This window comes from Rhizobium sp. BK251 (genome assembly GCF_004345245.1).
In the GTDB taxonomy this organism is placed as follows: domain Bacteria; phylum Pseudomonadota; class Alphaproteobacteria; order Rhizobiales; family Rhizobiaceae; genus Rhizobium.
Map to the genome: position 1 here is coordinate 711,274 of NZ_SLUQ01000001.1, position 22,701 is coordinate 733,974.

Genomic DNA, 22,701 nt, shown 5'->3' on the forward strand with positions numbered 1-22,701 from the left:
GAGCCGGACGGCCCTGTCGAGAGGTTGTATTGCAGGACAAGTGAGCAGTTCTCCCGCTACGCGGCAGTTTCAGGAGAGGCCGCTTTTCTTACGATCGTAACGGGGCATGCCACCGGCGATCAATTCAAGACGGGGCGTCGTCGATTTTCTCGACTATCGGAGAACTGGCGGGAACGCGTCTCGCCACGAAGGGCAAGGACCCTAGAGCTTGAATTCGACGGCGTTTGCCACGCTGCTCGGCACCGCGGTTTCCGGCACCTCGGTCTGCTTCAGGACCCCGCCGTCCTCGAGAGTGAGCTGGTAGATATAGCGGTCGTTTCCCGGTGCCGGGCGATGCTGCTTCTTTGCGAAAAGCGAGAGGATCTGTGCCCGGTCAGTCTCGGCCAGGCTGTCGATGTCGACCGTTCCTTCGGCCTTCAGTCCCGCGAAACCGCCACGACGAATGATTTGCAGCGTCGCCATGGGCGGCTCCTTTCAGGACGGCACTTGCCGTCGCTGCTCATTTGCTAGAGCCCGACCTGCGTCCAGGCGTCATCGACGGCATTATAGACATCGGAGGAGCCGGAGGACAACGTTTTGGCGGCCTGCCGCGTCAAAGTCGCGAACTTGGAAAACGACATGCCCTTCGTTGCCTTCGGGCTGGTGAGCGCCGCGTACCAGATCTTGCCGGCGGTGGTCCACGACCGCCCGCCGATGCCTTTCGCAGCGAGGTAGAAGGCATGGTTGGGTATGCCGCTGCTGTCGTGCGGATCGCTTCCCGGCTTGTATTGGCTGTAGTGCGCGGGCTGCGGGCTCAGGCAGTGCTTTCCGCCGGGGTCGGAAAGGTCTCTAAGGCAGCGAAAGCCCTTCGTCCTGGCGGCCGGGCCGAGGATTTCCGCACCGATCAGCCAGTCGGCGGCGTCGACTTCCTGTTTTGCCCGCCATTGCCGGAAGATCGTGCCGAAGACGTCGGAAATGCTCTCGTTCAGCCCTCCGGGTTCGTTCGTATATTTCAGGGCGGCGGTGAACTGCGTGACCCCATGGGTCAGTTCATGCGCGATGACATCGTCGGATCCGGTGAAGTCGATGAAGATACGGCCGTCGCCATCGCCGTAGGTCATCTGCGAGCCGTCCCAGAAGGCGTTGTTGTACTTGACGCCGTAGTGGATTGACGACAGCAGGCTCATGCCCTTTCCGTCGACCGAGTTGCGCCCGAAACACTTGGCGTAGAAGCGGGCGACATCCTTCGTGACTTCGAAGGCCCGCCTGGCTGTCTGGTCGGCCGATGACTTGGGATTGCTGACAGGGTTGCCCGGCAGCGACGTCGTGCCCTTGCAGTCGAAGACCAGCAGCGATGGCGTAAGTGTCGTGGCCGCGCTGACGGCAAGCTGGGCACCCGATATCGGCGTCGTGTTGTGAGCCTGCCGTATGTGCCGCCAGTTCGGCTCGATTGCCGCGGTGTCGACAAACGCCTGCCGGGTCGACTCGGGCAGCGTTTCGTCCTCGGCAAATCGATCGATCACTGACCTTGGGATAATGAAGCAACCGCATCTCGATGCCATCATGACGACCTCCATGAAGTGTCAAATTGCAGGCATGGCTTACTTCTCGCAATCGTTGTGCGCCTTTTGATCAGGCGCGTCAATATCGAGGCGGAGGCCCGCGAGCGACGCTGCGGGGCGCGGGATTGAAACGTGGCCTAGTTGGCGCTTGCCACCTTTTCGGCGTTGAGCGGTGCGGCATCCCGCAGCTTCTCTCCGATATCGCGGAGGATCTGCGTCGACTCGACCGAAAGCGAACGCGGACGGACGAGCGGCGGCAGGCCGGTCTCGGTCGACTCGGCCGGTTTCTTCGCCGCGACCTGGGCGGCCGCCGGCTTCTCGGGGAAGGGGTTGTCTACGCCCGGGATCGCCCGCAGCACGACGCCCTGGTGGGCATAGTCCATAACCCGCTTGAAGGTCATGGCGGGCAGCGAACCGCCGGTCATCTTGTTGCTGGACGTGTAGTCGTCGTTACCGAACCAGACGGCGCAGGTGTAGTTGCCGGTAAAGCCGATGAACCATGCATCGCGATAGGCCTGCGTCGTGCCGGTCTTGCCGCCGGTAAGGATGCCGTTGTCGAGTGCTGCCTTGCGCGCGGTGCCGATATAGGGGATCTGCGTCAGCATCTGGTTCATGTAGGTATCGGCCTGCTCGGTCAGCACGCGCTTCGGGGCCGGTTCATCGTGCTCGAAATCATAGAGCACCTTGCCGCCATAGGTCAGGATCTGGCTGATGCCGTGGCGTCGCGACTGAAGGCCGCCGGCCGGGAAGACCGCATAAGCAGTCGCCTGGTCGAGCACCGTGACTTCCGAGGTGCCGATCGGGATCGTCACGTCCTTTCGGATCGGGGTCTCGATGCCCATTTCCTTCGCCTTGGCGATGATCGGGTCGATGCCGAGCTTCTCCTTGGCGAGGCGCACCGGCACGGTGTTGATCGACTTGGCGATCGCTGTCGCCAGCGTCACGCGGCCGGCATAGCGGTTCTCGTAATTGTGCGGGCTCCAGTTGCCCCAATAGATCGGCGCGTCGACGATGGTCGTCTGCGGGGTCATGCCGCTCTCCATCGCAACAGAATAGGTATAGACCTTGAAGGAGGAGCCCGGCTGCCTCAGCGCCTTCGTCGCGCGGTTGAACTGGCTTTCGCCGTAGTCGCGGCCGCCGACCATGGCGCGCACGGAGCCGCCGTTTTCGACCATCACGAGGGCGCCCTGCTTGACCTTGTAGGCATCGCCATATTCGCGCAGCGAAGCTTCGACGGATTCTTCCGCCGCCTTCTGGATGCCCATGTCGATGGTGGTGCGCACGATCAGCGAATGTTCGGGAAAGCGCGTTGCAAGCCTCTGGACCTCGTCGAAGGCCCAGTCGAGGAAGAAATCGGGCGAATCCGTCTGTGCCCGGTCGATGACCGTCGCGGGGTTGCGCCGCGCGGCGATGACCTGTCCCTCGGTCATGAGACCGCTCTGGACGAGGTTGGTCAGGACCTCGTTGGCGCGGGCGCGTGCCGCCGGCAGGTTGACGTGCGGGGCATACTTGGCCGGTGCCTTGAAGAGGCCGGCGAGCATGGCGGATTCGGCGAGGTTCACGTCGGTGACGTTCTTGCCGAAGTAGAACTGTGCGGCAGCGGCCGCGCCGAAGGTGCCGCCACCCATGTAGGTGCGGTCGAGATAAAGCCTCAGGATCTCCTTCTTGGAGAGGTTCGCCTCGAGCCAGAGCGCGAGGAAGGCTTCCTTGATCTTGCGGTCGATGGAGCGCTCGTTCGACAGGAAAAGGTTCTTCGCGAGCTGCTGGGTCAGCGTCGAACCGCCCTGCACGACGCTGCCGGCCTGGGCGTTGACCGTCATGGCGCGGAAGAGCCCGACGACATCGATGCCGAAATGGTCGAAGAAGCGGCGGTCCTCGGTCGCCAGCACCGCCTTGACGAAATAGTCCGGCAGCTGGTCGATCGGCACCGAGTTCTCGTGGATGATGCCGCGATGGCCGATGACATTGCCGTAGCGGTCGAGGAAGGTGACGGCGAAATCGCCCCGGTTGCGCCAGTCGCCCTTCGTTTCCTCGAAGGCGGGAAGGGCGAGCATCAGCATCAGGACCGAGCCGAAGGCGCCGAGCGTCAAACCTTCGCCCAGAAGCTCGAACAGGATGCGCTTCCAGCCGCGGGCGCGGAAGCGGCGGAAGAAGATGGTGATGTCTTCCCAGAGTTCGCCGGCGCGGAAGCCGAGGTTCCAGACGGTGGAATCGATCCAGGAATCGATCCGCAGCAGCAGGTGGCGTTTCCTGTGGGGCCGCTGTTCTGGAGGTGACGGTTCCTGCACGTTTCGTTTTCCCGTCCGGCTATGCTTGACGCGGCGACCGCCAGGGGCCAGAGCAATGGTTTGTACCCGCCCCAAGCAGATCTGATAACCGTACTATGATAAATAATTGGTTGATTTACGAGGGAAGAATAAGAGCGATGAGCGTCGCCGACGGCGATTTTGGCGACATGTTGCAAGGATAACCGGCCATGGACGAGACACCGTTCTGGAAGCGCAAGACCCTGGTCGAGATGAGCCCCACCGAGTGGGAAAGCCTCTGTGACGGCTGCGGACTCTGTTGCCTCAACAAGATCGAGGAATGGGACACCGGCGATGTCTATTTCACCTCGATCCGCTGCAAGCTGCTCGACGGCGAGAGCTGTCGCTGCTCGAGCTACGAGAACCGCTGGGACTTCGTGCCGGACTGCGTGCAGCTGACGCCGGAGACGGTGCCCGAGATCGAATGGCTGCCGCCGACCTGCGCTTACCGGCTGGTGGGCGAGGGCCGCGACCTCTACTGGTGGCATCCGCTGGTCTCCGGCGATAGGGAGACCGTGCATGCCGCCGGCATTTCCGCACGCGGACGCACAGTCAGCGAGGAGGGCATCGATCTCGACGATTTCGAGGAATACGTGGTCGACTGGCCGCTGACGGTCGGCGACGAGGAAGCGGACGAGAAGGAGCGCTCAGCGCGGGTTTGACACGGCTTCCAGGAAGCGGTGGAGATGGTTCGAGACATGATCCACGAGGCTGCCCCGCGGATCGAAACCCCACCAGATGAGTGCGCCCTGCCATTGCGAGATGGCGAGCAAGCCGATATCGGCGGACGCTCCGTCGATGCCCTTCAGCCTCTCCGCGACGGCGGCTGCAAGCAGCTTTCCCCATTCCGCGCCACGCGCGCGCAGCGCCGGATCGCGCAGGTCCTCCCGCAGGAGAAGCAGGCCCTCGGCATAGGCCGCCGGGTCGCTGCCGTAGTCCTTGGAGAGGCCGGCAAGCAGCATCACTGCTCCCCCAGGCGTTTTCGGGCACTCTTCGGCAAGACGCACAGTTTCGGCGTCCAGCCTGTCCCAGGCACGAAGAAGAGCAGCCCGCAGCATCGCCGCCTTGCTGCCGAAGCGCTGCACCAGCGTCGAGGCGGAAAGACCGCTCACCTTGGCGACCGCGGCAAACGTCGCGGCATCCGGTCCTTCGCGATGGATGAGGGCGAGCGCCAGGTCCAGCACCTGTTCGTCGGATAGCGTACGTGCGCGGGGCATGGATTCTCCAGCGAAGACTTTTATATGAACAAACGTTCGTTTATAATTCTACCATTGCGGCATCGATTCCGCGATAGGGGCGACAGTCCTAACGCTAGGGAGAGCGAAGTGACAGGCAAGCTGAATGGGCGAGTGGCGCTGGTAGCGGGTGCCACGCGCGGTGCCGGACGCGGCATCGCGGTCGAACTCGGCGCGGCGGGCGCGACGGTCTATGTGACCGGCAGGACGACGCGGCAACATCAATCCGAATACCAGCGGCCGGAGACGATCGAGGAAACGGCGGAAATGGTGACGGAGGCCGGCGGCACAGGCATCGCCGTGCAGGTGGACCATCTGCAGCCGGAACAGGTGGAAGCCCTGGTCGCCCGCGTCCGCGCCGAGGAGGGGCGGCTCGACATTCTCGTCAACGACATATGGGGCGGCGAGAACCTGACCGAATGGGACAAGCCGGTCTGGCAGCACTCGCTGGACAAGGGCCTACGCATCCTGCGGCTGGCGCTCGACACTCACCTGATCACCGCCCGCTACGCGCTGGCGCTGATGATCGAAAATCCGGGCGGCCTGCTTGTGGAGATGACCGACGGCACGGCGGAATACAACGCCGTCCACTATCGGCTGAACCCGTACTACGACCTCGTGAAGACCGGCACGACCCGCATGGCATGGGCGCACGCCCAGGACCTGGCGCCGTACGGGGCAACAGCGGTCTCGATCTCGCCGGGCTGGATGCGCTCGGAAATGATGCTGGAGCATTATGGGGTCAGGGAGGAGAACTGGCACGATGCGACGAAGGTCCAGCCGCATTTCGTGATATCCGAGACGCCGCGCTTCACGGGCCGTGCTGTCGCAGCGCTCGCCGCCGATCCGGAGCGGGGACGATGGAACGGCCAATCGCTCTCGAGCGGCGGTCTCGCCAAGATCTACGGTTTCGACGACGTCGACGGTTCCCGGCCGGACTGCTGGCGCTACATGGCGGAGATCCAGGAGCCCGGCAAGCCGGCGGACGCCAGCGGATATCGCTGAGCGCAAGCGCCTGAGATGGTCAGGGCTCCTTCTCCCTCAATGCCTTCGGCGCGACGTTCGTCCAGGCGCGGCGAACGAGATGGCGCACCACATCGTCTCCCGCTTCGAGGAAGTGAACCCGTGTCCAGCCGCGCAGGCCCCAGCCGCCGGGCACGGCCGTGACCGTGCCGGCGGCAGTCTCGAGCGTGAGCCGCTGCTGGTCTGGCGTCAGCTTGATGACGCCGAATTCCCGCGACGGCAAGGCCAGGAATATTTTCCCACGCACGCGAAAATCCCGCGTGCCGAAATGCGAGGCCTCCGCGGCTTCGGGCAGGCCGAGCGCGAAAGCCACCAGTTCGTCTTCGGTCATGGCACGTCTCCCGAGATATCCGGTCCGGCGCCCGCATGCCCTCTATTGCGGCATTACCATGGTCAGGACCGGGAATTGCGGCTTCTCGCCCGCGCCGAGCGGACCCGGCACCTTGTTCTTGACCGGCGGCAGGCTCTTCAGATAGGCGGCGATCGCCGCTGCATCCTGGTCGGTCAGATGCGAGAGGCCGCGCCAGGGCATGATGTCGGCGAGCATGCGCCCGTCGGGCTTCACGCCGGTGCGGATCGCCGTGACGATCTCCTCGTTCGTCCACTTGCCGAGCCCGGTTTCATCGTCCGGCGTCAGGTTCGGCCCGACGAAGGTCCCGGCCGGTGTCTGGAAGCCGACATCCGAGCCGCCGAGCACGCGCCCCATGTCGGGCTTGCCGAAGAAATAGCCGGGCGTGTGGCAATCGTTGCAGCCGCCGATCGTGGCGAGATATTTGCCCCTTTCCACGGCCTCGTCCGCGGCGGCGGACGGGATGGAATGGAGCAGAGGACAGAGAAACGAAACAAAGGCTGCGTACTTCATCGCGGTATGCATGTGTGGCCCCCCTTGGAACAAGACGCGGGAAGGTAACAGGCGCAAAACCGGTGAACAATTACAGCAAACGAATTAGAACGCTCCCCGCCCGTGCGGGCGGAGGAGCGGGTCTGGCTAGCTGCCCTGCGAGGCGGAAGCGGCCTGGCGGCGCGGCTCGCCGCTTGCGCTGCCCGAACCGAGGCGCCGTCCGTAATTGTGGAATGGAAGTTCGACGAAGCGGTAGGAAAGCCGCGAGACGACGAGCGTGATGGCCAGCGTGAAGACGCTCAGCAGCGCGAACTGCGTATAGGGCGCCGTCACGCCCGCCGACTGGAGCGCGCGCAGCACGACGATCAGCACCAGCATGTGCGAGAGATAGACCGAATAGGCCATGTTGCCGACCCACAGCATCGGCGGCGAGCAGAAGAAGCGGCTGAAGGCGGCGGAGATCGGCCCGGCCTGCTTCTGGGAGAGCAGGACGAGGGCGATGACCGTCAGCCAGACGACATAGGGGAGCACGCCGATGCTGCGGGTCAGCACCAGCAGGCAGAAGGCGACGATGAATACGCGCACGATATTGTCGCGGCTGAACAGGGCATGGTCCGAAGCCTTCATGAGGTAGAAGCTGCCGATGCCGATGCCGAAATCGAGAAGCCAGCGGCCGAGGAAGCCGACCGGCATCTTGGGGAGGATGGCAGCGGCGACGAGCGCGAGAATGGCGACGATCGCGATCCTGCCCGCCGTCATGCGGCCCGTCAGGAAGGCGATCAGGAGGGGTGCCACGAGATAGAACTGCCATTCGAGCGATATGCTCCAGCCCTGGCCGAGGAAGGCGAAATCGGTCGAGGGCAGGATGCGCGGCGGCACGAGCCCGTGCAGCGCCGGCAGATGGGCGAGAATGTGCCAGGGGAAATAGGCGAGGCTGTCCTCGGCAAGCGCAATGCGGGCCGCGCGCATCGAGCCTTCGGGCGCGGCAAGCCAGGTTTCGAGCGCGAAGCGCGCCGCAAGAACCGAGAGCACGAAATAGAGCAGGTAGACCGGGAAGATGCGCAGCGCGCGGCGCGCAATGTAGTAGGAATAGCTCTCCGGCCGCTTGTCGATGAGCGCCGTGATCGCAAAGCCGCTGAGGATCACGAAGACGGTGACGGCCTGGACATTGTAGAACTTCGCCTCGAACAGGCGGTTGTGAATATCGACGGCCGAGGCCGCATGGCCGAACAGCACCCAAAGGGCAAGCAGGCCGCGAAGCCCCTCGAACTCCTTCACATAACGCATCGGCATCCCCCTGCTTGGCTCGCCTCAACCGGTCCCGGGCGAGTGGCAAATAAACGGCTTGTTCGCCGGGCGGCACTGGCTTCTGCCCGTTGCGGGCAGGCCAGCTCATGTCGAGCTTTCGCGGGGAGCCCCGGAACCTGTCGCCCGGACAACCAACGGCGGCGTCCTTCGGCAGGCACGTTTCTCCCCGATCCCGGCGCCCGCGAATGCGGACCCGAATGCCCTTGACGGGCAAAAGGGAAATTTATGTGGCAGTGCACAAAATTGAAAGAAAATACACGTCACAGATGTAGCGGCGCGCCTTTTTCTGCATTGCCGCGGCGATCGATCTCACACGCGGCTTCCGGCGCGAGTGACTGTTTCAGGGCCGAAAACGCATCTTTCGATGCAGGCCCGATTTCAATTAGGTGTTGCTTAAATGCACTTTCCACGCGAGCCGATCCGGCGCAACTTTTCGACGACTCAAGTTTCGGACGGCTTCTTCGAAAATGGGGGGAGTGCAGCAATGACATGGGGTTACGGTCGGTTTATTCTTGTTGCCGCCCTGGCGGCTGGTGGCGGCGGCGCAGCTACGGCTCAGGAGGCGTCCAGCGAGGACCTTGCCAAGCAACTCTCGAATCCGGTCGCCTCGCTGATCAGCGTTCCCCTGCAGTTCAACTACGACCGCGGATACGGAAGCGAGGACGGCGACAACGCCACGCTCAACATCCAGCCCGTCATCCCGTTTTCGCTGAACGAGCAATGGAACCTCATTTCCCGAACGATCCTTCCGGTAACATGGCAGAACGACATCGCGGGACCGTCGGGAGAGCAGTTCGGACTGGGCGATACGACTCAGAGCTTTTTCCTCTCGCCCGCAAAACTGACCGCGAGCGGCATCATCTGGGGTGTGGGTCCCGCCTTTCTCCTGCCGACCGGGACGGACAGTTTTCTTGGAAGCGGCAAATGGGGGGCCGGGCCGACAGCTGTCGCGCTCAAGCAGGAGGGCCCCTGGACCTACGGCATTCTTGCAAACCACATCTGGTCGTTCGCGGGCCAAAGCAACAGGGAGGATGTCAACGCCACGTTCCTGCAGCCGTTCGTCGCCTATACGACGCATGACGCCTGGACATTCACGCTGAATACCGAATCGACATACGACTGGGAGAACAACGACTGGTCCGTGCCGATCGACTTCACGGTCGCCAAGCTCTTCGAGGTCGACAAGCAGCACATCAGCCTCACCGCGGGCGTTCGCTACTGGGCGGCGTCGCCCGAGAGCGGTCCGGACGGCCTTGGATTTCGCCTCGTCTTGACATTCCTCTTCCCGAAGTGATTGCTCGGGTGGCTTTCGTGGCGGAGGCCGTCCGAATGCGCTTGACGGGCAAGTGAGGAATTCATTCGGCACTGCACAAGACGGGAAGAAAATACGCATCAAAGATGTAGAAAAACCACGACAATTCTGAGGGCTCACAAAATGGCAGGCAGCAAACGGTCCTATGACGAGGCACTCCTGCGGAAGGCCTTCGATGTGGCGCGGCGTTCGCGGGAAGGCGGGGACCACCCGTTTGGTTCACTCCTCGCCGATCGTGATGGCAATGTCTTGCTGGAACAGCGCAATGGCTACAGTTCGGAAGGTGGCGACCGCACGGCCCACGCGGAGCGGCTTCTCGCCACGCGCGCCGGCAAGGCCTACGGCTTGGATTTTCTTGCCGAATGCACGATGTACACATCCGCGGAGCCATGCGCCATGCGCCATGTGCTCGGGCGCGATCTATTGGGCAGGCATAGGGCGCGTCGTCTTTGGCCTCTCCGAGAAAGAGATGAAGCAGCAGATCGGCGCTAGCCAGGAAAATCCGACGCTTGATCTGCCCTGCCACATCGTGTTCGCCGCCGGCCAGCGCCCAACGGAAGTCGTCGGCCCCATGCTTGCCGACGAGGCGGCAAAACTCCACGAGGAATACTGGTCTCGACGTTAATGGCCCTTGGGCGATATGGCAGCGGTGGCCAATAGTGCCTGCATTCAAAAAAATAGGAAAATAATCCTTGACGGCGTGACGGTGGTTTGGTAGGGTTCTGGCATGGTCGGAAAGTTGCGGCCGGGCGGTGGCTTGGTGGGCTTTTCGGGTTGTCCGGCTTGCGGGCTTTTTTGATCGGTGTGGCCGTTGCTGTCCTTTGGGCGGGGCGGCTTTTTTATTGCCGGGGTTTTCCATGGATGATTTCGAGATGTTCGATCCGGGGCTCTTCGGGCTCTGGCCGAAGGAGGCCGTCTATGGGGCGGCGCCTGCCCGCGAGGGTTGGAGCGAGGCGCAGACGCAGGAGGCGGTGGACGCTTTCTTCCTCGAGACGAAATCCGGGGAGGTCGCGCCGCAGGAAGAGCTGCGCGTGCTGCTCAACGACATGACGCGCGAGATGCGCGGCCAGTTCGACTATTTCCGTGACCTGAGGGCGGCGGCCGCAAGTCTCGTGGACGATGGCGACGAGGCGGCAGGCAAGCTTGCCCGCGCCGACGTCAAGGCTGCGACCGATGCCATGTCGCTGATCGTGCGGACGCTCGAGAAGGTGGATGGGCTGCAGCGCCAGCTCGCCCGCGACCGAGAGCTGGAGGTCGAGAGCCGCGGCGTGGCCGCAGGCTACGACGAGATCAAGGCGCATTTCCTGCAGCTGATCGAGGAGAGGGCCGATGAGCGCGCGCGAACGCTCTTTGAGACATGGAAGCGCGATGGCGCTCCTCCCGGCACTGCGGGCCGATTGGAAAGTGCCGGAGAGGACGCAGACCCGGGCTGAGCGGCGCCTCGCCAAGTCAACGTCAAGGAGCGCGGCCAAAGAAATGAAGAAGCACGCGGCGGGGATGGAGGCGATCGTGGACCGGCACTCCCAGACGCGCGCCGCACTCGAGCAAGCGCGCACGAACTGCATGCGCCTGGGCGGCGCGATTGCGGCCGGGGCAGCGGCGCGGGCGGCGGAAGGAACGGGCAGTGGTGAGGGCGATGAGGCCGAGCCGCTGGCGCCTGACGCTGAGGCAGGCGAACCGCCGGCGCGGGATCGGCCGGAGCCGAGGCAATCGGCGCTCGGGCAATCGGCGCTCGGTCAACCGCCGATGCCGGCAATGCCGGCGGGTGCGACGAGCATCGAGGAGAGGGCGGACGCCCACGGCCTCTGGCCCGATCTCCTCGCGAGCTGGGACATTCGCGGACGCGACGAGCAGAAGCCGCCGGCAGGCGACTGGCGGACCTGGCTGCTGATCGGCGGACGCGGCTCCGGCAAGACGCGGGCCGGCGCCGAATGGGTGCATGGGCTCGCAAGCAGCAGCGAACGCTCCGAGCTGCGCATCGCGCTCGTCGCCGAAACCTTGGGCGATGCCCGTGAGGTGATGATCGACGGCGTTTCCGGCATCTGCCGGATCGCGCGAAACAGGCGACCGGAATTCGAGATATCGCGGCGCAGGCTGATCTGGCCGAACGGCGCGGTGGCGCAGATCTTTTCCTCCGAGGACCCGGAGAGCCTGCGCGGACCGCAATTCCACTATGCCTGGTGCGACGAGCTCGCCAAATGGAAACACGGCGAGGAGACCTTCGACATGCTGCAGTTCGGCCTGCGGCTCGGAGCCGCGCCGCGCCAGCTGGTGACGACGACGCCGAGGCCGGTGCCGCTGCTGAAGAGGCTGATGGTTGACCCGGCGACGGCGCTGACGCGGATCAGTACGCTGGAGAACAGGAAGAACCTGGCGCCCGGCTTCTTCGATGCGCTCTCGACCCGCTACGGCGGCACGCGGCTGGGGCGACAGGAACTCGACGGCGAGCTGATCGAGGACCGCGAGGACGGGCTCTGGAAGCGCGAGGCAATCGAGGCGGCGACGATCCGCTTCACCGGCGCGCTGCGGCGCGTCGTGGTGGCGGTCGATCCGCCGGCAACGGCCGGTCCGAAATCCTGCTGCGGCATCGTCGTGGCGGGGATCGAGGCCTCGGGCCGCGGCGTGGTGCTGGCGGACTGCTCGGTCGAGGGGGCAAGCCCTGCCGGCTGGGCGGGCGCTGTCGCCAAGGCCTACCGGCGCTTCGCCGCCGACCGGATCGTCGCCGAGATCAACCAGGGCGGCGACATGGTGAGCGCGATGCTGCGAAGCATCGACGCCGACCTTCCGGTAACGACGGTGAGGGCGACGAGGGGGAAATTCCTGCGGGCGGAACCCGTGGCGGCACTCTACGAGCAGGGACGGGTGGCCCATGCGGGCCGCTTCGCCGCGCTCGAGGACCAGATGTGCGATTTCGGCCCCGAAGGGCTGACATCAGGCCGTTCGCCCGACCGGCTGGATGCGCTGGTCTGGGCGTTGACGGCATTGATGCTGGACGTGAATTCGGAACCAAGAGTGAGGGGCGTATGAGGCCGCCCCGCCCTGCCTGGGGCCTTATTGCTGCTTGGGCTGCGGCGTCTGCGGGCGAGGGGCGCCCTGGGGGGTGGGGCGCACCTGGCGCCATTCATTTTCGAGGCGATCCAAAACAGGCTGGGGGATCGTTGGGGTCTGCATACGGTCCTCTCTTTGCTTGGTGGCTAACTTGGCGACTTGCTAGCGAGGGGATGCTTCCACACCGTAAATGAATTGTAAATCATCGGGTTAAACACTTTAAACGATTAAATTCGTTTAAAACGATTAACTTCCCGAGGTTTTTTCACGGCAGCGGCAAAAGCCCCCAGATGGGCAGGGGCGGGGAAATCGGGCTGTGGAAAACCTGGCGACTCAGATGCGCCGAGTATGCGGAAGAGAGCAAACGTCCAGTTGATTTTGGTTGTATTTTTATAATGATGCAATCATTGATATAGTGTGCTTAACTCTGCAAGGGCTTTGAAGGGGCCGGGGGCCGATGCGACTTTTCGTTCATCGGTGGCCGTTCGCGCGGGCGGATGATCCGCGCGAACGGATCGATCCGCCGTGCCTGAAGTGGGGGCCCGAGGGAGAAAATCTATGGCAAAAATCAATCGCACATTCTTCTTGTCGCATCTCGACGACACGCTCTACAAGAACGGCCTCAAGCCTTCCCAGGTGAGCGGGCATAACGCGATCCTCGACGAGTGGGAGCGAACCATGGCCGACGAGGACGACCGCTGGCTCGCCTACATGCTGGCGACGGTCTATCACGAGACGGATAGGAAGATTCAGCCGATCGAGGAGAACCTGAACTACAGCGCACAGGGGCTGCTGAACACGTTTCGCGATTATTTCACGCCGACACAGGCGGTCGCCTACGCGCGCCAGCCCGAAAGGATTGCCAACCGTGCCTATGCCAATCGCCTGGGCAACGGCGACGAGTCCAGCGGCGATGGCTGGAAGTTCAGGGGGCGTGGCTTCGTGCAGATCACCGGCCGGACGAACTACAGGAAATACGGGATCGAGAACGATCCGGGGGCGGCCCTCGACCCGGCAAAGGCCACGCATATCCTCTTCGACGGCATGACGCATGGGCGATTCACCGGCAAGAAGCTTGAGGACTATTTCCACGGCGAGGAAGCCGACTGGGTGAACGCCCGGAGGATCATCAACCGGCTCGACCGGGCCGAGGATATAGCGCGCTACGCCAAGGCCTATTATGCGGCGCTGAGCTATACGACGACTGTGCCGGTGCAGGTCCACGCGGTGGTCGCGCAACAGACGGCAGGGGTGGGCGGGCCGTAACGACGCGGCAGCGGCCCCCTGGGCGGCCTTGTCGCGTTGAACTCTTCCCGGCGGCATGATATCGCGCGGCAGGAAATGTCACTGCGTTCCTTCCGCGCCGCCGAGCGCGCGGGCGCAGCAGGGAGTTGCCGCGTGATCCGCCATATCGTCTTCTTCACCGTGCCGGACCGTGAAAACCTAGAACGGGTGCGCGCCGGGCTTTCGATCCTGACCGAAATTCCGCATTCGCGGCTCCTGGAAATCGGCACCAACGTCAAGACCGACCAGCTCGGCACCGAGGTGGACCTGGTGGTCTACGGCGAGTTCGACGACGAGGCCGCACTTGCCGCCTACAAGGCGCATCCGAACTACCAGAAGTCCATCGAACTGGTGCGGCCGCTGCGCGAGATGCGCATCGCCGCCGACTATGACACGACGACCGCCGCGCGGGATCCGATCTAGATCCCGATGACCGTGCCGAGGCGCCGGAGCGTGACGGGCCGAGCTGCCCGTCGCGGGCATTGATCTCGAACTGAACAACAGAGGACACAAGAGGATGAAAATCCCTTTTCGTCTGCCGTGGCGCGGCCCGGCGGAGCGCAGACCCGTGCCCGAAGGTAACATGCCCGAACGCAAGGCGGCCGGCGGTTTCGTGAGCCTGACCGCGGACGGGCAGGCCCGGTGGACCGGGCGCTCCTATGCCGCGCTTGCCCGCGAGGGCTTCATGCGCAATCCCGTGGGGCATCGCTGCGTGCGGCTGGTCGCCGAGGCGGCGGCCTGCGTGCCCTGGCTGATCTACGAGGGCGACCGCGAACTGGCCGGGCACCCGCTGGCCGGGCTGATGCGCCAGCCGAACGGGCGGATGGGTGGGCCAGATTTCTTCGAGGCGCTCTATGGCCATCTGCTGCTCTCGGGCAATGCCTATGTCGAGCCGCTCGCGATCGGCGGGGAGCTGCGCGAGCTGCACCTGCTGCGCCCGGACCGGGTGAGCGTCATCGAGGGCCGTGACGGCTGGCCGGAAGCCTATGAATATCGCGTCGGCGGGATGGTGCGGCGTTTCGCGGTGGAAGCCGAAGGAATGACGCTGCTTCACCTGAAGCTCTTCCATCCGCTCGACGATCACCTCGGCTTCCCGCCGCTTGCCGCGGCCCAGGTCGCACTCGACCTGCACAATGCGGCGGCGACCTGGAACAAAGCGCTCCTCGACAATTCTGCCAGGCCATCAGGCGCGCTGGTCTACCAGCCGAAGGAGGGCGGCAATCTTTCCGCCGACCAGTACGAGCGGCTGAAGCACGAGCTCGACGAGGGCTATTCCGGGCCGATGCGCGCGGGACGGCCGCTGCTGCTCGAAGGCGGGCTCGACTGGAAATCGATGGGGCTTTCGCCGAAGGACATGGATTTCGTCGAGGCGAGGAACGGCGCGGCGCGCGACATCGCGCTCGCCTTTGGCGTGCCACCGATGCTGCTCGGCATTCCCGGCGACAATACCTATGCCAACTATCTCGAGGCCAACCGCGCCTTCTATCGCCTGACGGTGCTGCCACTCCTCTCGCGCACCGCTGCGGCGCTGACGGGCTGGCTTTCCGCGGGGCTCGGCGAAGGTCTGCGGCTGGAGCCGGATCTCGACAAGGCGGCGGGGCTCGCGGCCGAACGAAGCGAGCTCTGGACGCGGGTCGGGAACGCCGACTTCCTGACCGACGAGGAGAAGCGGCAGGCCGTGGGCTACTGAGGGCGAGCGAATGGGACGCTCAGGTTTCCCGGACGTCGCGGCCCTTGACCGCCTTCATACCCCTCCAGGGAGAGGTCGCGAGATAGCCGACGATTTCGAGGAGAGCGCCGACGAGGATGAGCTCGATGCCGACGAAGCGCGTTCCAGCCTGCAACTCGTCGGGGGAGACGATCATCTCCTGCCGCTGGGGTGCATAGTCGAGCGGATAGTAGAACTCGTTCAGCAGTTGCGCGCCGATCGCGAGGACGCCGAGGACGACCAGCATGAGGCCGGTCATCATGATCAGGGCCTGCGGCCAGCGCTCCTTCATGCCGGCTCCTCCTGCCTATGAGTTCTTTGGAATATAGCATCGGGCCGCTGCCCGCGCCATGCGGGTAGTCCCAAGGATTTCAAATGCCTGTGGTGGCGGCCGGATTCAATCTCCGAGAGGCTGGACCTGTTTTCGCGGGAAACCGGTGCAAGCGATTCATTTGACTCACGGAACAAGGCCCTCGGGCGAGCAGCGCCAGCGGCAAGGGAAGGGAGGCGTCAACAATGGCTGATTTCACGAACGATGCCGGCTTCTGGGTGACCAGGGCGATCGGGGCGTCTGCGGGCGCGGCCGTGTCGCTGATCTATCTCCTGCCGAAGAGCAGGCGGGAGGCGGCAAGCCGCTTTCTGACCGGGCTCTCCTGCGGGATCATCTTCGGCAGCCCGACCGGAATATGGATGGCCGAGCGGCTGGGGCTCGCCGACACGCTCTCGGTTTCCGAGGTGATGCTGTCCGGCTCTGCCGCGGCAAGCCTCGGCGCCTGGTGGGTGCTCGGCATCCTCTCCCGGCTCGCCAACCGCTATGGCACCCGGCCGGGACGCTAGAGCGTTTCCGTTTTTCTTCGAGTCACGGAAGTGCTCTATCTCCTTGTTTTCACGCAGTTCCGGACGGAAAACCGGTTCCCACTTTTCCTGGAACTGCTCTAGCACCGATCATTCCCGACAATCAGGAGAACAGGACCATGACCGCAGCCGGCACGCTGGCGCGGCGACCCGTCTTTGCGGGCGCCGACACGCGCAAATTCGCCAATCTGGAACTGAGGGGGCTGAGGAGCGACGGAAGCTTTTCCGGCTATGCGAGCCTCTTCGGCGAGGTCGATCTCGGCAAGGACACGATAGAACGCGGCGCCTTCCAGAAATCGCTCGCCGAGCGTGGCGCGACGGGTGTGCGCATGCTTTTCCAGCATGACCCATCCGAGCCGATCGGCGCCTGGAAGGCGATCCGCGAGGACAGTCGCGGGCTCTATGTCGAGGGACTACTGGCACCGGGCGTAGCCCGGGCTCGCGAAGTGCACGACCTGATGAAGAACGGCGCGCTCGACGGGCTTTCGATCGGCTTCCGCACGGTGCGGGCGAAGACGGACGCCAAGACCGGCGTGCGCCGCATCCTGGAGGCGGACCTCTGGGAGATTTCCGTCGTGACCTTTCCGATGCTGCCCTCGGCACGGGTTTCGAACGTGAAGAATGCGCGGTGGTTCCGCGACAAGGAGACCGAGCTTGTCCGCACCATGCGGCGGGCGGCGCGGATGATGATGAAAACCACCTTCAGACAAGGATGATGCGATGACCGAAGCAAGTGCAAAGCCCGCGCCGGAGATCAAGGCCGTGCCGGAGACGATGAACGCCGCCTTCGAGGACTTCATGGAGGCCTTCGAGGCTTTCAAGGACGTCAACGACCGGCGCCTCGGGGAGATCGAGCAGAAGCTTACAGCCGACGTGGTGACGCGCGAGAAGATGGACCGCGTCAACCGGGCCATGGACGAGCAGAAGCGGCTTCTCGACCAGCTGGTGCTGAAGAAGGCCCGCCCGCCGCTCGAACGTTCGCAGGGGCTGACGCTCGACGCCGCCGAACACAAGGCGGCCTTCGAGAGTTATATTCGCCGCGGCGAGGACGCCGGGCTCCGGGAGCTGGAGGCGAAGGCGTTTTCTATCGGATCGAGCCCGGACGGCGGCTACCTCGTGCCGCCGGAGACCGACAACGAGATCGGTCGTCGGCTCTCGGTGGTCTCGCCGATCCGTGCGCTTGCGACGGTGCGGCAGGTCTCGGGCGCAGTGCTGAAGAAGCCGTTCGCCATTGCCGGCATGGCGTCCGGCTGGGTCGCCGAGACTGCGGCACGGCCGCAGACGAACACGCCGCAGCTCGCCGAGCTTTCCTTCCCGACGATGGAGCTCTACGCCATGCCGGCGGCGACGCAGGCGCTGCTCGACGACGCCGCGGTCGATGTCGAGGCCTGGATTTCCGCGGAAGTGGATACGGTCTTTGCCGAGCAGGAGGGAACGGCCTTCGTCGCCGGCGACGGCGTCAACAAGCCGAAGGGTTTCCTTGCCTATACCGCGGTGGCCGACAGTGCCTGGAGCTGGGGCAATCTCGGCTACATCGCGACCGGCAATGCCGGGGCCTTCAAGGCGGCGGGTCCTTCCGACACGCTGGTCGACGCGATCTATGCGCTGAAGGCCGGCCACCGCCAGAACGCCAATTTCGTGATGAACCGCGGCACGCAGCGCGAGATCCGCAAGTTCAAGGACGCAGACGGCAACTATCTGTGGCAGCCGCCGGTAGGCTCAGGGCGGCCGGCCTCGCTGATGGGCTTCCCGGTGGCGGAGGCCGAGGACATGCCGGATATCGGCGCGGGCTCGCTCTCGATCGCCTTCGGCGATTTCCAGGCGGGCTATCTGGTCGTCGACCGGACCGGCGTGCGCATCCTGCGCGATCCCTATTCCGCCAAGCCATACGTGCTGTTCTACACGACCAAGCGTGTCGGCGGCGGGGTTCAGAACTTCGAGGCAATCAAGCTCGTCAAGTTCGCCGCGAACTGAGCCGCAGGGTGCGGGGTGAGGGTTGCCTCCCGCCCCGCATCTTCTCCAGCGCGGCGAGGACCTGACCGGCCGCGGAGCCGGTGAGGGCTTTGGCGAGGGCCATTCCACCAAAGGACAATCCATGACCTATGCATTGATCGTTGCGCCGTCGGCGGAAGCGCTGACGCTCGCCGAGGCGAAGGCGCATCTGCGGCTTGACGGCAGCGAGGAGGATGGGCTCCTCACCGCGCTGATCCGCACCGCGCGTGAACATCTCGAACGCAGTCTCGACCTCTGCCTGATCGCGCAGGGCTGGCGGCACTATCTTGATTCGATACCTGAAGACGGCGTGATTCAGCTTGCGAAGAGCCCGATTCAAGCCATTGAAAGCGTGACGGTTTACGACGGGGCCGGCACGCCACGGCTGCTGTCGCTCGACGGCCACGTGCTGGATGGCGTCACCCGGCCGGCGCGACTTTTCCTGAGGCAAAGAGAGGTTGCGGGCCGGGCAATCAACGGCATCGAGATCGACCTGAGGGCCGGCTTCGGCACGACCGGCGCCGAGGTGCCGGACGTCTTGAAGCGCGCGATGCTGATGCATGTCGCGCAGATGTTCGAACTCCGCGGCGTCCTGGCGGCGGATGCCCAGCCGGCGGCGGATGTTCCCACCGGCTACGAGCGGGCTCGTCGCGCCCTTCCGGATGCGGAGGCTCTGACCATGCGCTCGGTCTTTTTCGATCCCGGCCAGATGACGGCGCGGCTGGAGCTGATGGCACCCGTCGAAACGCCGGACGGGCAGGGAGGCGCGGCGATCGCCTACGAGGTCAAGGCGTCCCTCTGGGCGCGCATCGAACCGGTGAGCGAGATACGTGAGGAACGGGCCGGCTCGGAGATATTCACGCTCACGCACCGGATCTGGCTGCGCTTCCGCACCGACATCCGCGCCGGCATGCAGTTGCGCAAGGGGATGAGGAGTTTTGCGATCCGCGCCTGGCGCGACCCCGACGAGACGGGCCGCTACCTCGTCTGCCTGTGCGAGGAGGAGGGACGATGAGCGCGGCGAACGAACTGCTGAAGGCGATCCACGCGCTGCTTGCAGGTGATGCCGCTTTGTCTGCGCTGGTCGGCCCCGACGGTGTACGCGACCGGCTGGTGAGCGACAGGCGCATGCCCTGCGTCGTCATCGGCGAAGTCGCGAGCAACGACTATTCGACGGCGAGCGAGGCGGGGGAGGAGCATTTCCTGACGCTGGAGGCCTGGTCCGACGGCGGCGGGCGGCGCGAGGCGCAGGAGATCGCGGTGATGGTGCGAACGCTGCTCGACGATGCGGCGCTCGAGCTTGAAGGATACGCGCTCGTCAGCCTGCAACACTGCTCGACGCGGACGCGACGGGAGCCGAAGACGAAGCTCTTCGTGGCTGAGATGCGTTTTCGGGCGGTGACGGAGTGATCGGTTACGGCGATGCCGCGGAGGCGAACAGCGTCGTAGAGTAATCGACCGATCCGGCGGTGGGCGGCGCCGGATCGGTTGAGGTTATCCTGGGACTATCAGCGCGGCGTCAGAGTTTCGAGCTCATTCAAGCGCTTGAGCGCCGCCTGCTGTTGCAGCCAGGCATAGTTGATGCCGCCTGCGTTCAGCGAACTGCCCGTCTGGAACGGATACTGCTCGAAGTCCGCGAAAAACTCCTTGATCTTTCCCTGGATGGGAACCAGCAGCCAGATGTTGCGGGCGAGGAAGTCGATTGCTCCTCCGCCTTCTTCCATCCCCCTTTCATAGGGATCCATGCGCAGGTTCGCGATGAGAGCCCAGCTCGGTACCTCGCGGGTTGCGGTGGCGATGTTTCCGTGGCTGGCGGTCGCGAAGCTCAGCTTCCAGTCGTTCCAGCGGATGGCATTGAGGTTGCCGCCCTGGTCGAAATAGTAGACCACGTCGCGCGGAGGCTGTTCCGCCGAACCCTTGAGGAGATCCGTCAGGTCGTAACCGTCGAGATGAACCTTGAAGGTCTTGCTTCCCGCCTGGAAACCCTGCTTCATCTGGTCCTTCAGATCGGGAACGCCAATCGCCGTTGCAAATGTCGGCATCCAGTCCATGAGCGTTACGGGCTCGTTGATTTGCGTGCCGGGCTTCACGACGCCCGGCCAGCGGACCATCATCGGGATGCGGAAGCCGCCTTCCCAGGTCGTGCCCTTTTCGCCGTGGAACATTGTCTGGGCGCCATCCGGCCAAAGCGCGAGTTCCGCGCCATTGTCGGTCGTGTAGAGCACGATCGTATTGTCGGCGATGCCGAGGTCGTCGAGCTGCTGCAGGAGTTGCCCGACGTGGCCGTCATGCTCGACCATGCCATCGGCATGGATGCCCTTGCCGGTCTTGCCGAGCGAATCCGGTTTCAGGTGAGTGAAAACGTGCATGCGTGTCGAGTTGAACCAGACGAAGAATGGCTTGTCGGCATCGTGCTGTCGCTTGATGAAGTCCTTGGCCGCACCCAGGAACTCCTCGTCGACCGTCTCCATGCGCTTGGTGTTGAGGGCGCCGGTGTCCTCGATCTTGCCGTCGGCATAGGAGTGAATGACCCCACGGGGCCCGTACTTCTTCTTGAACTCGGGATCCTTCGGATAGAAGTAGCCTTCCGGTTCTTCCTCTGCGTTCAAATGATATAGATTGCCGAAGAACTCGTCGAAGCCGTGGTTGGTCGGCAGATGCTCGTCATGGTCGCCCAGATGGTTCTTGCCGAACTGGCCGGTCGCATAACCCTTCGTCTTCATGACGTCGGCGATCGTCGGCATCCAGTCCTGGATGCCATGCGGGTCGCCCGGCATGCCGATCGTGAGCAGCCCGGTGCGGAACGGCTCCTGGCCGAGGATGAAGGAGGCGCGGCCGGCCGTGCAGCTCTGCTGACCGTAGGAGTCCGTGAAGATTGCACCCTCCGCCGCGATCCGGTCGATGTTCGGCGTGCGGTAGCCCATGAGCCCCATGGTGTAGGCGCTGATCTGCGGGATGCCGATGTCGTCGCCGAAGATGACGAGGATATTCGGTGGCTTGCCTGCGCCGCTGCTATCGCTCGGTGCGGCTTGTTGCGTTTGCGCCCTCGCGCCTTCCACTGATGAGGCAACCGCGAGGGCAGTGATGGCGAGTGAACTGCCGCCAAGAAGTATATCGCGCCGGCTTAGCGGAATGCCCGCATCTTTGGGGTTGTCGCGTTCGACGTCAGTCATCGCATGTTCCTTCCCGAGATTTGTAACCTTGCGGGGGAAGGCTGCGCGTAAATTATAGGCTTCGGAAGTACGCAACCGTAAATGCGGGAGCCTGCACGGTATCGGCGCGGGTATTCAGGAAGCGAAATAGCCGGGCCGATCGAGATCGGTGATGAGGTCCGGCTGCTCCGGCTGCCAGCCGAGCTTCTCTCTCGTCCATGCACTGGACGTCGGATTGTGGAGCGCTGCGAAATGGGCGAACCAGCCGAAATGGTCAGCGGCGTCTTCGGGAGGTTTCGCGGCGACCGGCACGCCGAGCTGCCGGCCGATGACCTCGGCGATATCCCGGAGCGGCACGCCCTCTTCGGCGACCGCGTGATAGCGTGCGCCAGCGGTGCCCTTCTCGAGCGCCAGCCTGAAGAGACGGGCGGCATCGAGCCGGTGGACGGAGGGCCAGAGGTTGCGCCCGTCGCCAGGATAGGCGGAAATACCCTTTTCACGCGCGATGCCGATGAGGAGGGGGACGAAACCGTGATCGCCATCGCCATGGACGCTGGGAGGCAGGCGTACGAGAGAGACAGCAACACGCCGCGCGGCAACAGAGGCTGCGGCCTCTTCCGAGGCAACGCGCGGGATCGACGTGGACGCAGTCGCGGGCGTATCCGCCTCGGTCGCAAGGCGGCTGGACGAAAGCTGCCCGGATGCAAGGAGACCTGTGCCTGACGTGATGATCAGGGGGCGGTCGGAGCCGGCAAGTGCCGAGCCGAGGGTTTCGATTACGGTCCTGTCGGTTTCGCAGTTTTGCTTGAACTTCGAAAAGTCGTGGTTGAAGGCGGTGTGGATGACGCCGTCGCAGGTTCGTGCGCCCTCGGCAATGCCTTCCGGATCCTCGAGCGAAGCGCGGTGGACGTCGGCGCCTGCCGCGGCAACGGACGCGGCGGAAGCATCAGAGCGGGCAAGGCCGAGGACGCTGTGGCCCGCTTCGATCAATTCCCGGACAATGGCGGAGCCGACGAAGCCGCTCGCGCCGGTAACGAAAACACGCATGAGAAATTCCCCGAATTCAGATGAAGGACTTGACGAGGGTCACTATCGG

24 protein-coding genes and 2 pseudogenes are annotated in these 22,701 nt (G+C 64.2%); 15 read left to right on the forward strand and 11 right to left on the reverse strand.

The features are described from left to right. Positions 1-201 precede the first annotated feature (201 nt). The 3 genes from EV286_RS03445 to EV286_RS03455 all read right to left on the reverse strand — a co-directional run bounded on the left by EV286_RS03445 (position 202) and on the right by EV286_RS03455 (position 3,829). Positions 202-462, reverse strand: coding sequence for a protealysin inhibitor emfourin (locus EV286_RS03445; RefSeq protein ID WP_132955592.1), 261 nt, complete (start codon positions 460-462; stop codon positions 202-204). A 44-nt stretch (positions 463-506) separates the two neighbouring features. Continuing rightward, entirely contained in the window at positions 507-1,544 is a 1,038-nt protein-coding gene (locus tag EV286_RS03450; protein ID WP_245500591.1) for a M4 family metallopeptidase, read from the reverse strand. 134 nt (positions 1,545-1,678) lie between these two features. Further along, on the reverse strand, positions 1,679-3,829 hold the full coding sequence (locus EV286_RS03455) for a transglycosylase domain-containing protein (RefSeq protein ID WP_132955593.1): 2,151 nt from the start codon (positions 3,827-3,829) through the stop codon (positions 1,679-1,681). Positions 3,830-4,017: 188 nt separating this feature from the next. Here EV286_RS03455 and EV286_RS03460 point away from each other — a divergent pair, with 188 nt between their 5' ends. Beyond that, on the forward strand, positions 4,018-4,509 hold the full coding sequence (locus EV286_RS03460; RefSeq protein WP_132955594.1) for a YcgN family cysteine cluster protein: 492 nt from the start codon (positions 4,018-4,020) through the stop codon (positions 4,507-4,509). On the opposite strand, the gene EV286_RS03465 is transcribed toward EV286_RS03460, so the two are convergent. Continuing rightward, on the reverse strand, positions 4,495-5,064 hold the full coding sequence (locus EV286_RS03465; protein ID WP_132955595.1) for a helix-turn-helix domain-containing protein: 570 nt from the start codon (positions 5,062-5,064) through the stop codon (positions 4,495-4,497). The two genes, EV286_RS03460 and EV286_RS03465, sit on opposite strands and share 15 nt — an antisense overlap. A gap of 108 nt (positions 5,065-5,172) precedes the next feature. Here EV286_RS03465 and EV286_RS03470 point away from each other — a divergent pair, with 108 nt between their 5' ends. Then, entirely contained in the window at positions 5,173-6,087 is a 915-nt protein-coding gene (locus EV286_RS03470) for an SDR family oxidoreductase (protein WP_245500592.1), read from the forward strand. Positions 6,088-6,106: 19 nt separating this feature from the next. Here EV286_RS03470 and EV286_RS03475 read toward each other — a convergent pair whose 3' ends face one another. From EV286_RS03475 to EV286_RS31860, 4 genes are all read right to left on the reverse strand, one after another. Further along, entirely contained in the window at positions 6,107-6,436 is a 330-nt protein-coding gene (locus EV286_RS03475; protein WP_132955597.1) for an MmcQ/YjbR family DNA-binding protein, read from the reverse strand. A gap of 42 nt (positions 6,437-6,478) precedes the next feature. Further along, positions 6,479-6,967, reverse strand: a complete 489-nt coding sequence (locus EV286_RS03480; RefSeq protein WP_245500601.1) for a c-type cytochrome — start codon at positions 6,965-6,967, stop codon at positions 6,479-6,481. 126 nt (positions 6,968-7,093) lie between these two features. Beyond that, positions 7,094-8,233: an acyltransferase gene (locus tag EV286_RS03485; protein ID WP_132955599.1), complete on the reverse strand. Its 1,140-nt coding sequence runs from the start codon at positions 8,231-8,233 to the stop codon at positions 7,094-7,096. 281 nt (positions 8,234-8,514) lie between these two features. Continuing rightward, entirely contained in the window at positions 8,515-8,664 is a 150-nt protein-coding gene (locus EV286_RS31860) for a hypothetical protein (RefSeq protein WP_165932772.1), read from the reverse strand. Positions 8,665-8,738: 74 nt separating this feature from the next. Here EV286_RS31860 and EV286_RS03490 point away from each other — a divergent pair, with 74 nt between their 5' ends. The 7 genes and pseudogenes from EV286_RS03490 (at position 8,739) to EV286_RS03520 (ending at position 15,588) form a co-directional block, all read left to right on the forward strand. Then, positions 8,739-9,548 (forward strand): transporter, encoded by an 810-nt coding sequence (locus EV286_RS03490; protein WP_132955600.1) that lies wholly within the window; start codon positions 8,739-8,741, stop codon positions 9,546-9,548. Positions 9,549-9,689: 141 nt separating this feature from the next. After that, positions 9,690-10,191: pseudogene (locus EV286_RS03495) on the forward strand (nucleoside deaminase). Between the two features lie 232 nt (positions 10,192-10,423). Next, the gene (locus EV286_RS03500) at positions 10,424-10,999 is read left to right on the forward strand and encodes a hypothetical protein (RefSeq protein WP_132955601.1); all 576 of its coding nucleotides are present in this window, start codon (positions 10,424-10,426) and stop codon (positions 10,997-10,999) included. A gap of 43 nt (positions 11,000-11,042) precedes the next feature. After that, positions 11,043-12,593 carry a terminase family protein gene (locus EV286_RS03505; protein ID WP_245500593.1) on the forward strand — a complete coding sequence of 517 codons (1,551 nt, stop codon included), beginning with the start codon at positions 11,043-11,045 and terminating at the stop codon, positions 12,591-12,593. 579 nt (positions 12,594-13,172) lie between these two features. Beyond that, entirely contained in the window at positions 13,173-13,880 is a 708-nt protein-coding gene (locus EV286_RS03510; RefSeq protein WP_207909718.1) for a hypothetical protein, read from the forward strand. 132 nt (positions 13,881-14,012) lie between these two features. Continuing rightward, complete coding sequence (locus tag EV286_RS03515; RefSeq protein ID WP_132955723.1) at positions 14,013-14,321, forward strand: Dabb family protein; 309 nt, start codon at positions 14,013-14,015, stop codon at positions 14,319-14,321. 94 nt (positions 14,322-14,415) lie between these two features. Next, positions 14,416-15,588: a phage portal protein gene (locus EV286_RS03520; RefSeq protein WP_132955602.1), complete on the forward strand. Its 1,173-nt coding sequence runs from the start codon at positions 14,416-14,418 to the stop codon at positions 15,586-15,588. 19 nt (positions 15,589-15,607) lie between these two features. On the opposite strand, the gene EV286_RS03525 is transcribed toward EV286_RS03520, so the two are convergent. Beyond that, positions 15,608-15,898 (reverse strand): hypothetical protein, encoded by a 291-nt coding sequence (locus EV286_RS03525; RefSeq protein ID WP_132955603.1) that lies wholly within the window; start codon positions 15,896-15,898, stop codon positions 15,608-15,610. Positions 15,899-16,122: 224 nt separating this feature from the next. Here EV286_RS03525 and EV286_RS03530 point away from each other — a divergent pair, with 224 nt between their 5' ends. From EV286_RS03530 to EV286_RS03555, 6 genes and pseudogenes are all read left to right on the forward strand, one after another. Next, positions 16,123-16,443 carry a DUF6107 family protein gene (locus EV286_RS03530; RefSeq protein WP_132955604.1) on the forward strand — a complete coding sequence of 107 codons (321 nt, stop codon included), beginning with the start codon at positions 16,123-16,125 and terminating at the stop codon, positions 16,441-16,443. A gap of 137 nt (positions 16,444-16,580) precedes the next feature. Further along, entirely contained in the window at positions 16,581-17,177 is a 597-nt protein-coding gene (locus EV286_RS03535; protein WP_132955605.1) for an HK97 family phage prohead protease, read from the forward strand. Between the two features lie 4 nt (positions 17,178-17,181). Continuing rightward, the gene (locus tag EV286_RS03540) at positions 17,182-18,435 is read left to right on the forward strand and encodes a phage major capsid protein (RefSeq protein ID WP_132955606.1); all 1,254 of its coding nucleotides are present in this window, start codon (positions 17,182-17,184) and stop codon (positions 18,433-18,435) included. A 121-nt stretch (positions 18,436-18,556) separates the two neighbouring features. Next, positions 18,557-19,130: pseudogene (locus EV286_RS03545) on the forward strand (head-tail connector protein). A 2-nt stretch (positions 19,131-19,132) separates the two neighbouring features. Further along, positions 19,133-19,468 (forward strand): phage head closure protein, encoded by a 336-nt coding sequence (locus EV286_RS03550; protein WP_132955607.1) that lies wholly within the window; start codon positions 19,133-19,135, stop codon positions 19,466-19,468. Continuing rightward, positions 19,465-19,863: a DUF3168 domain-containing protein gene (locus EV286_RS03555; protein WP_132955608.1), complete on the forward strand. Its 399-nt coding sequence runs from the start codon at positions 19,465-19,467 to the stop codon at positions 19,861-19,863. Before EV286_RS03550 ends, EV286_RS03555 begins: the two co-directional genes overlap by 4 nt. Positions 19,864-19,961: 98 nt before the next feature. Here EV286_RS03555 and EV286_RS03560 read toward each other — a convergent pair whose 3' ends face one another. Together EV286_RS03560 and EV286_RS03565 are read right to left on the reverse strand one after the other, a co-directional pair. Then, positions 19,962-21,626 (reverse strand): arylsulfatase, encoded by a 1,665-nt coding sequence (locus EV286_RS03560; protein WP_132955609.1) that lies wholly within the window; start codon positions 21,624-21,626, stop codon positions 19,962-19,964. A 114-nt stretch (positions 21,627-21,740) separates the two neighbouring features. Further along, entirely contained in the window at positions 21,741-22,652 is a 912-nt protein-coding gene (locus tag EV286_RS03565; protein WP_132955610.1) for an SDR family oxidoreductase, read from the reverse strand. Between the last annotated feature and the right edge of the window lie 49 nt (positions 22,653-22,701).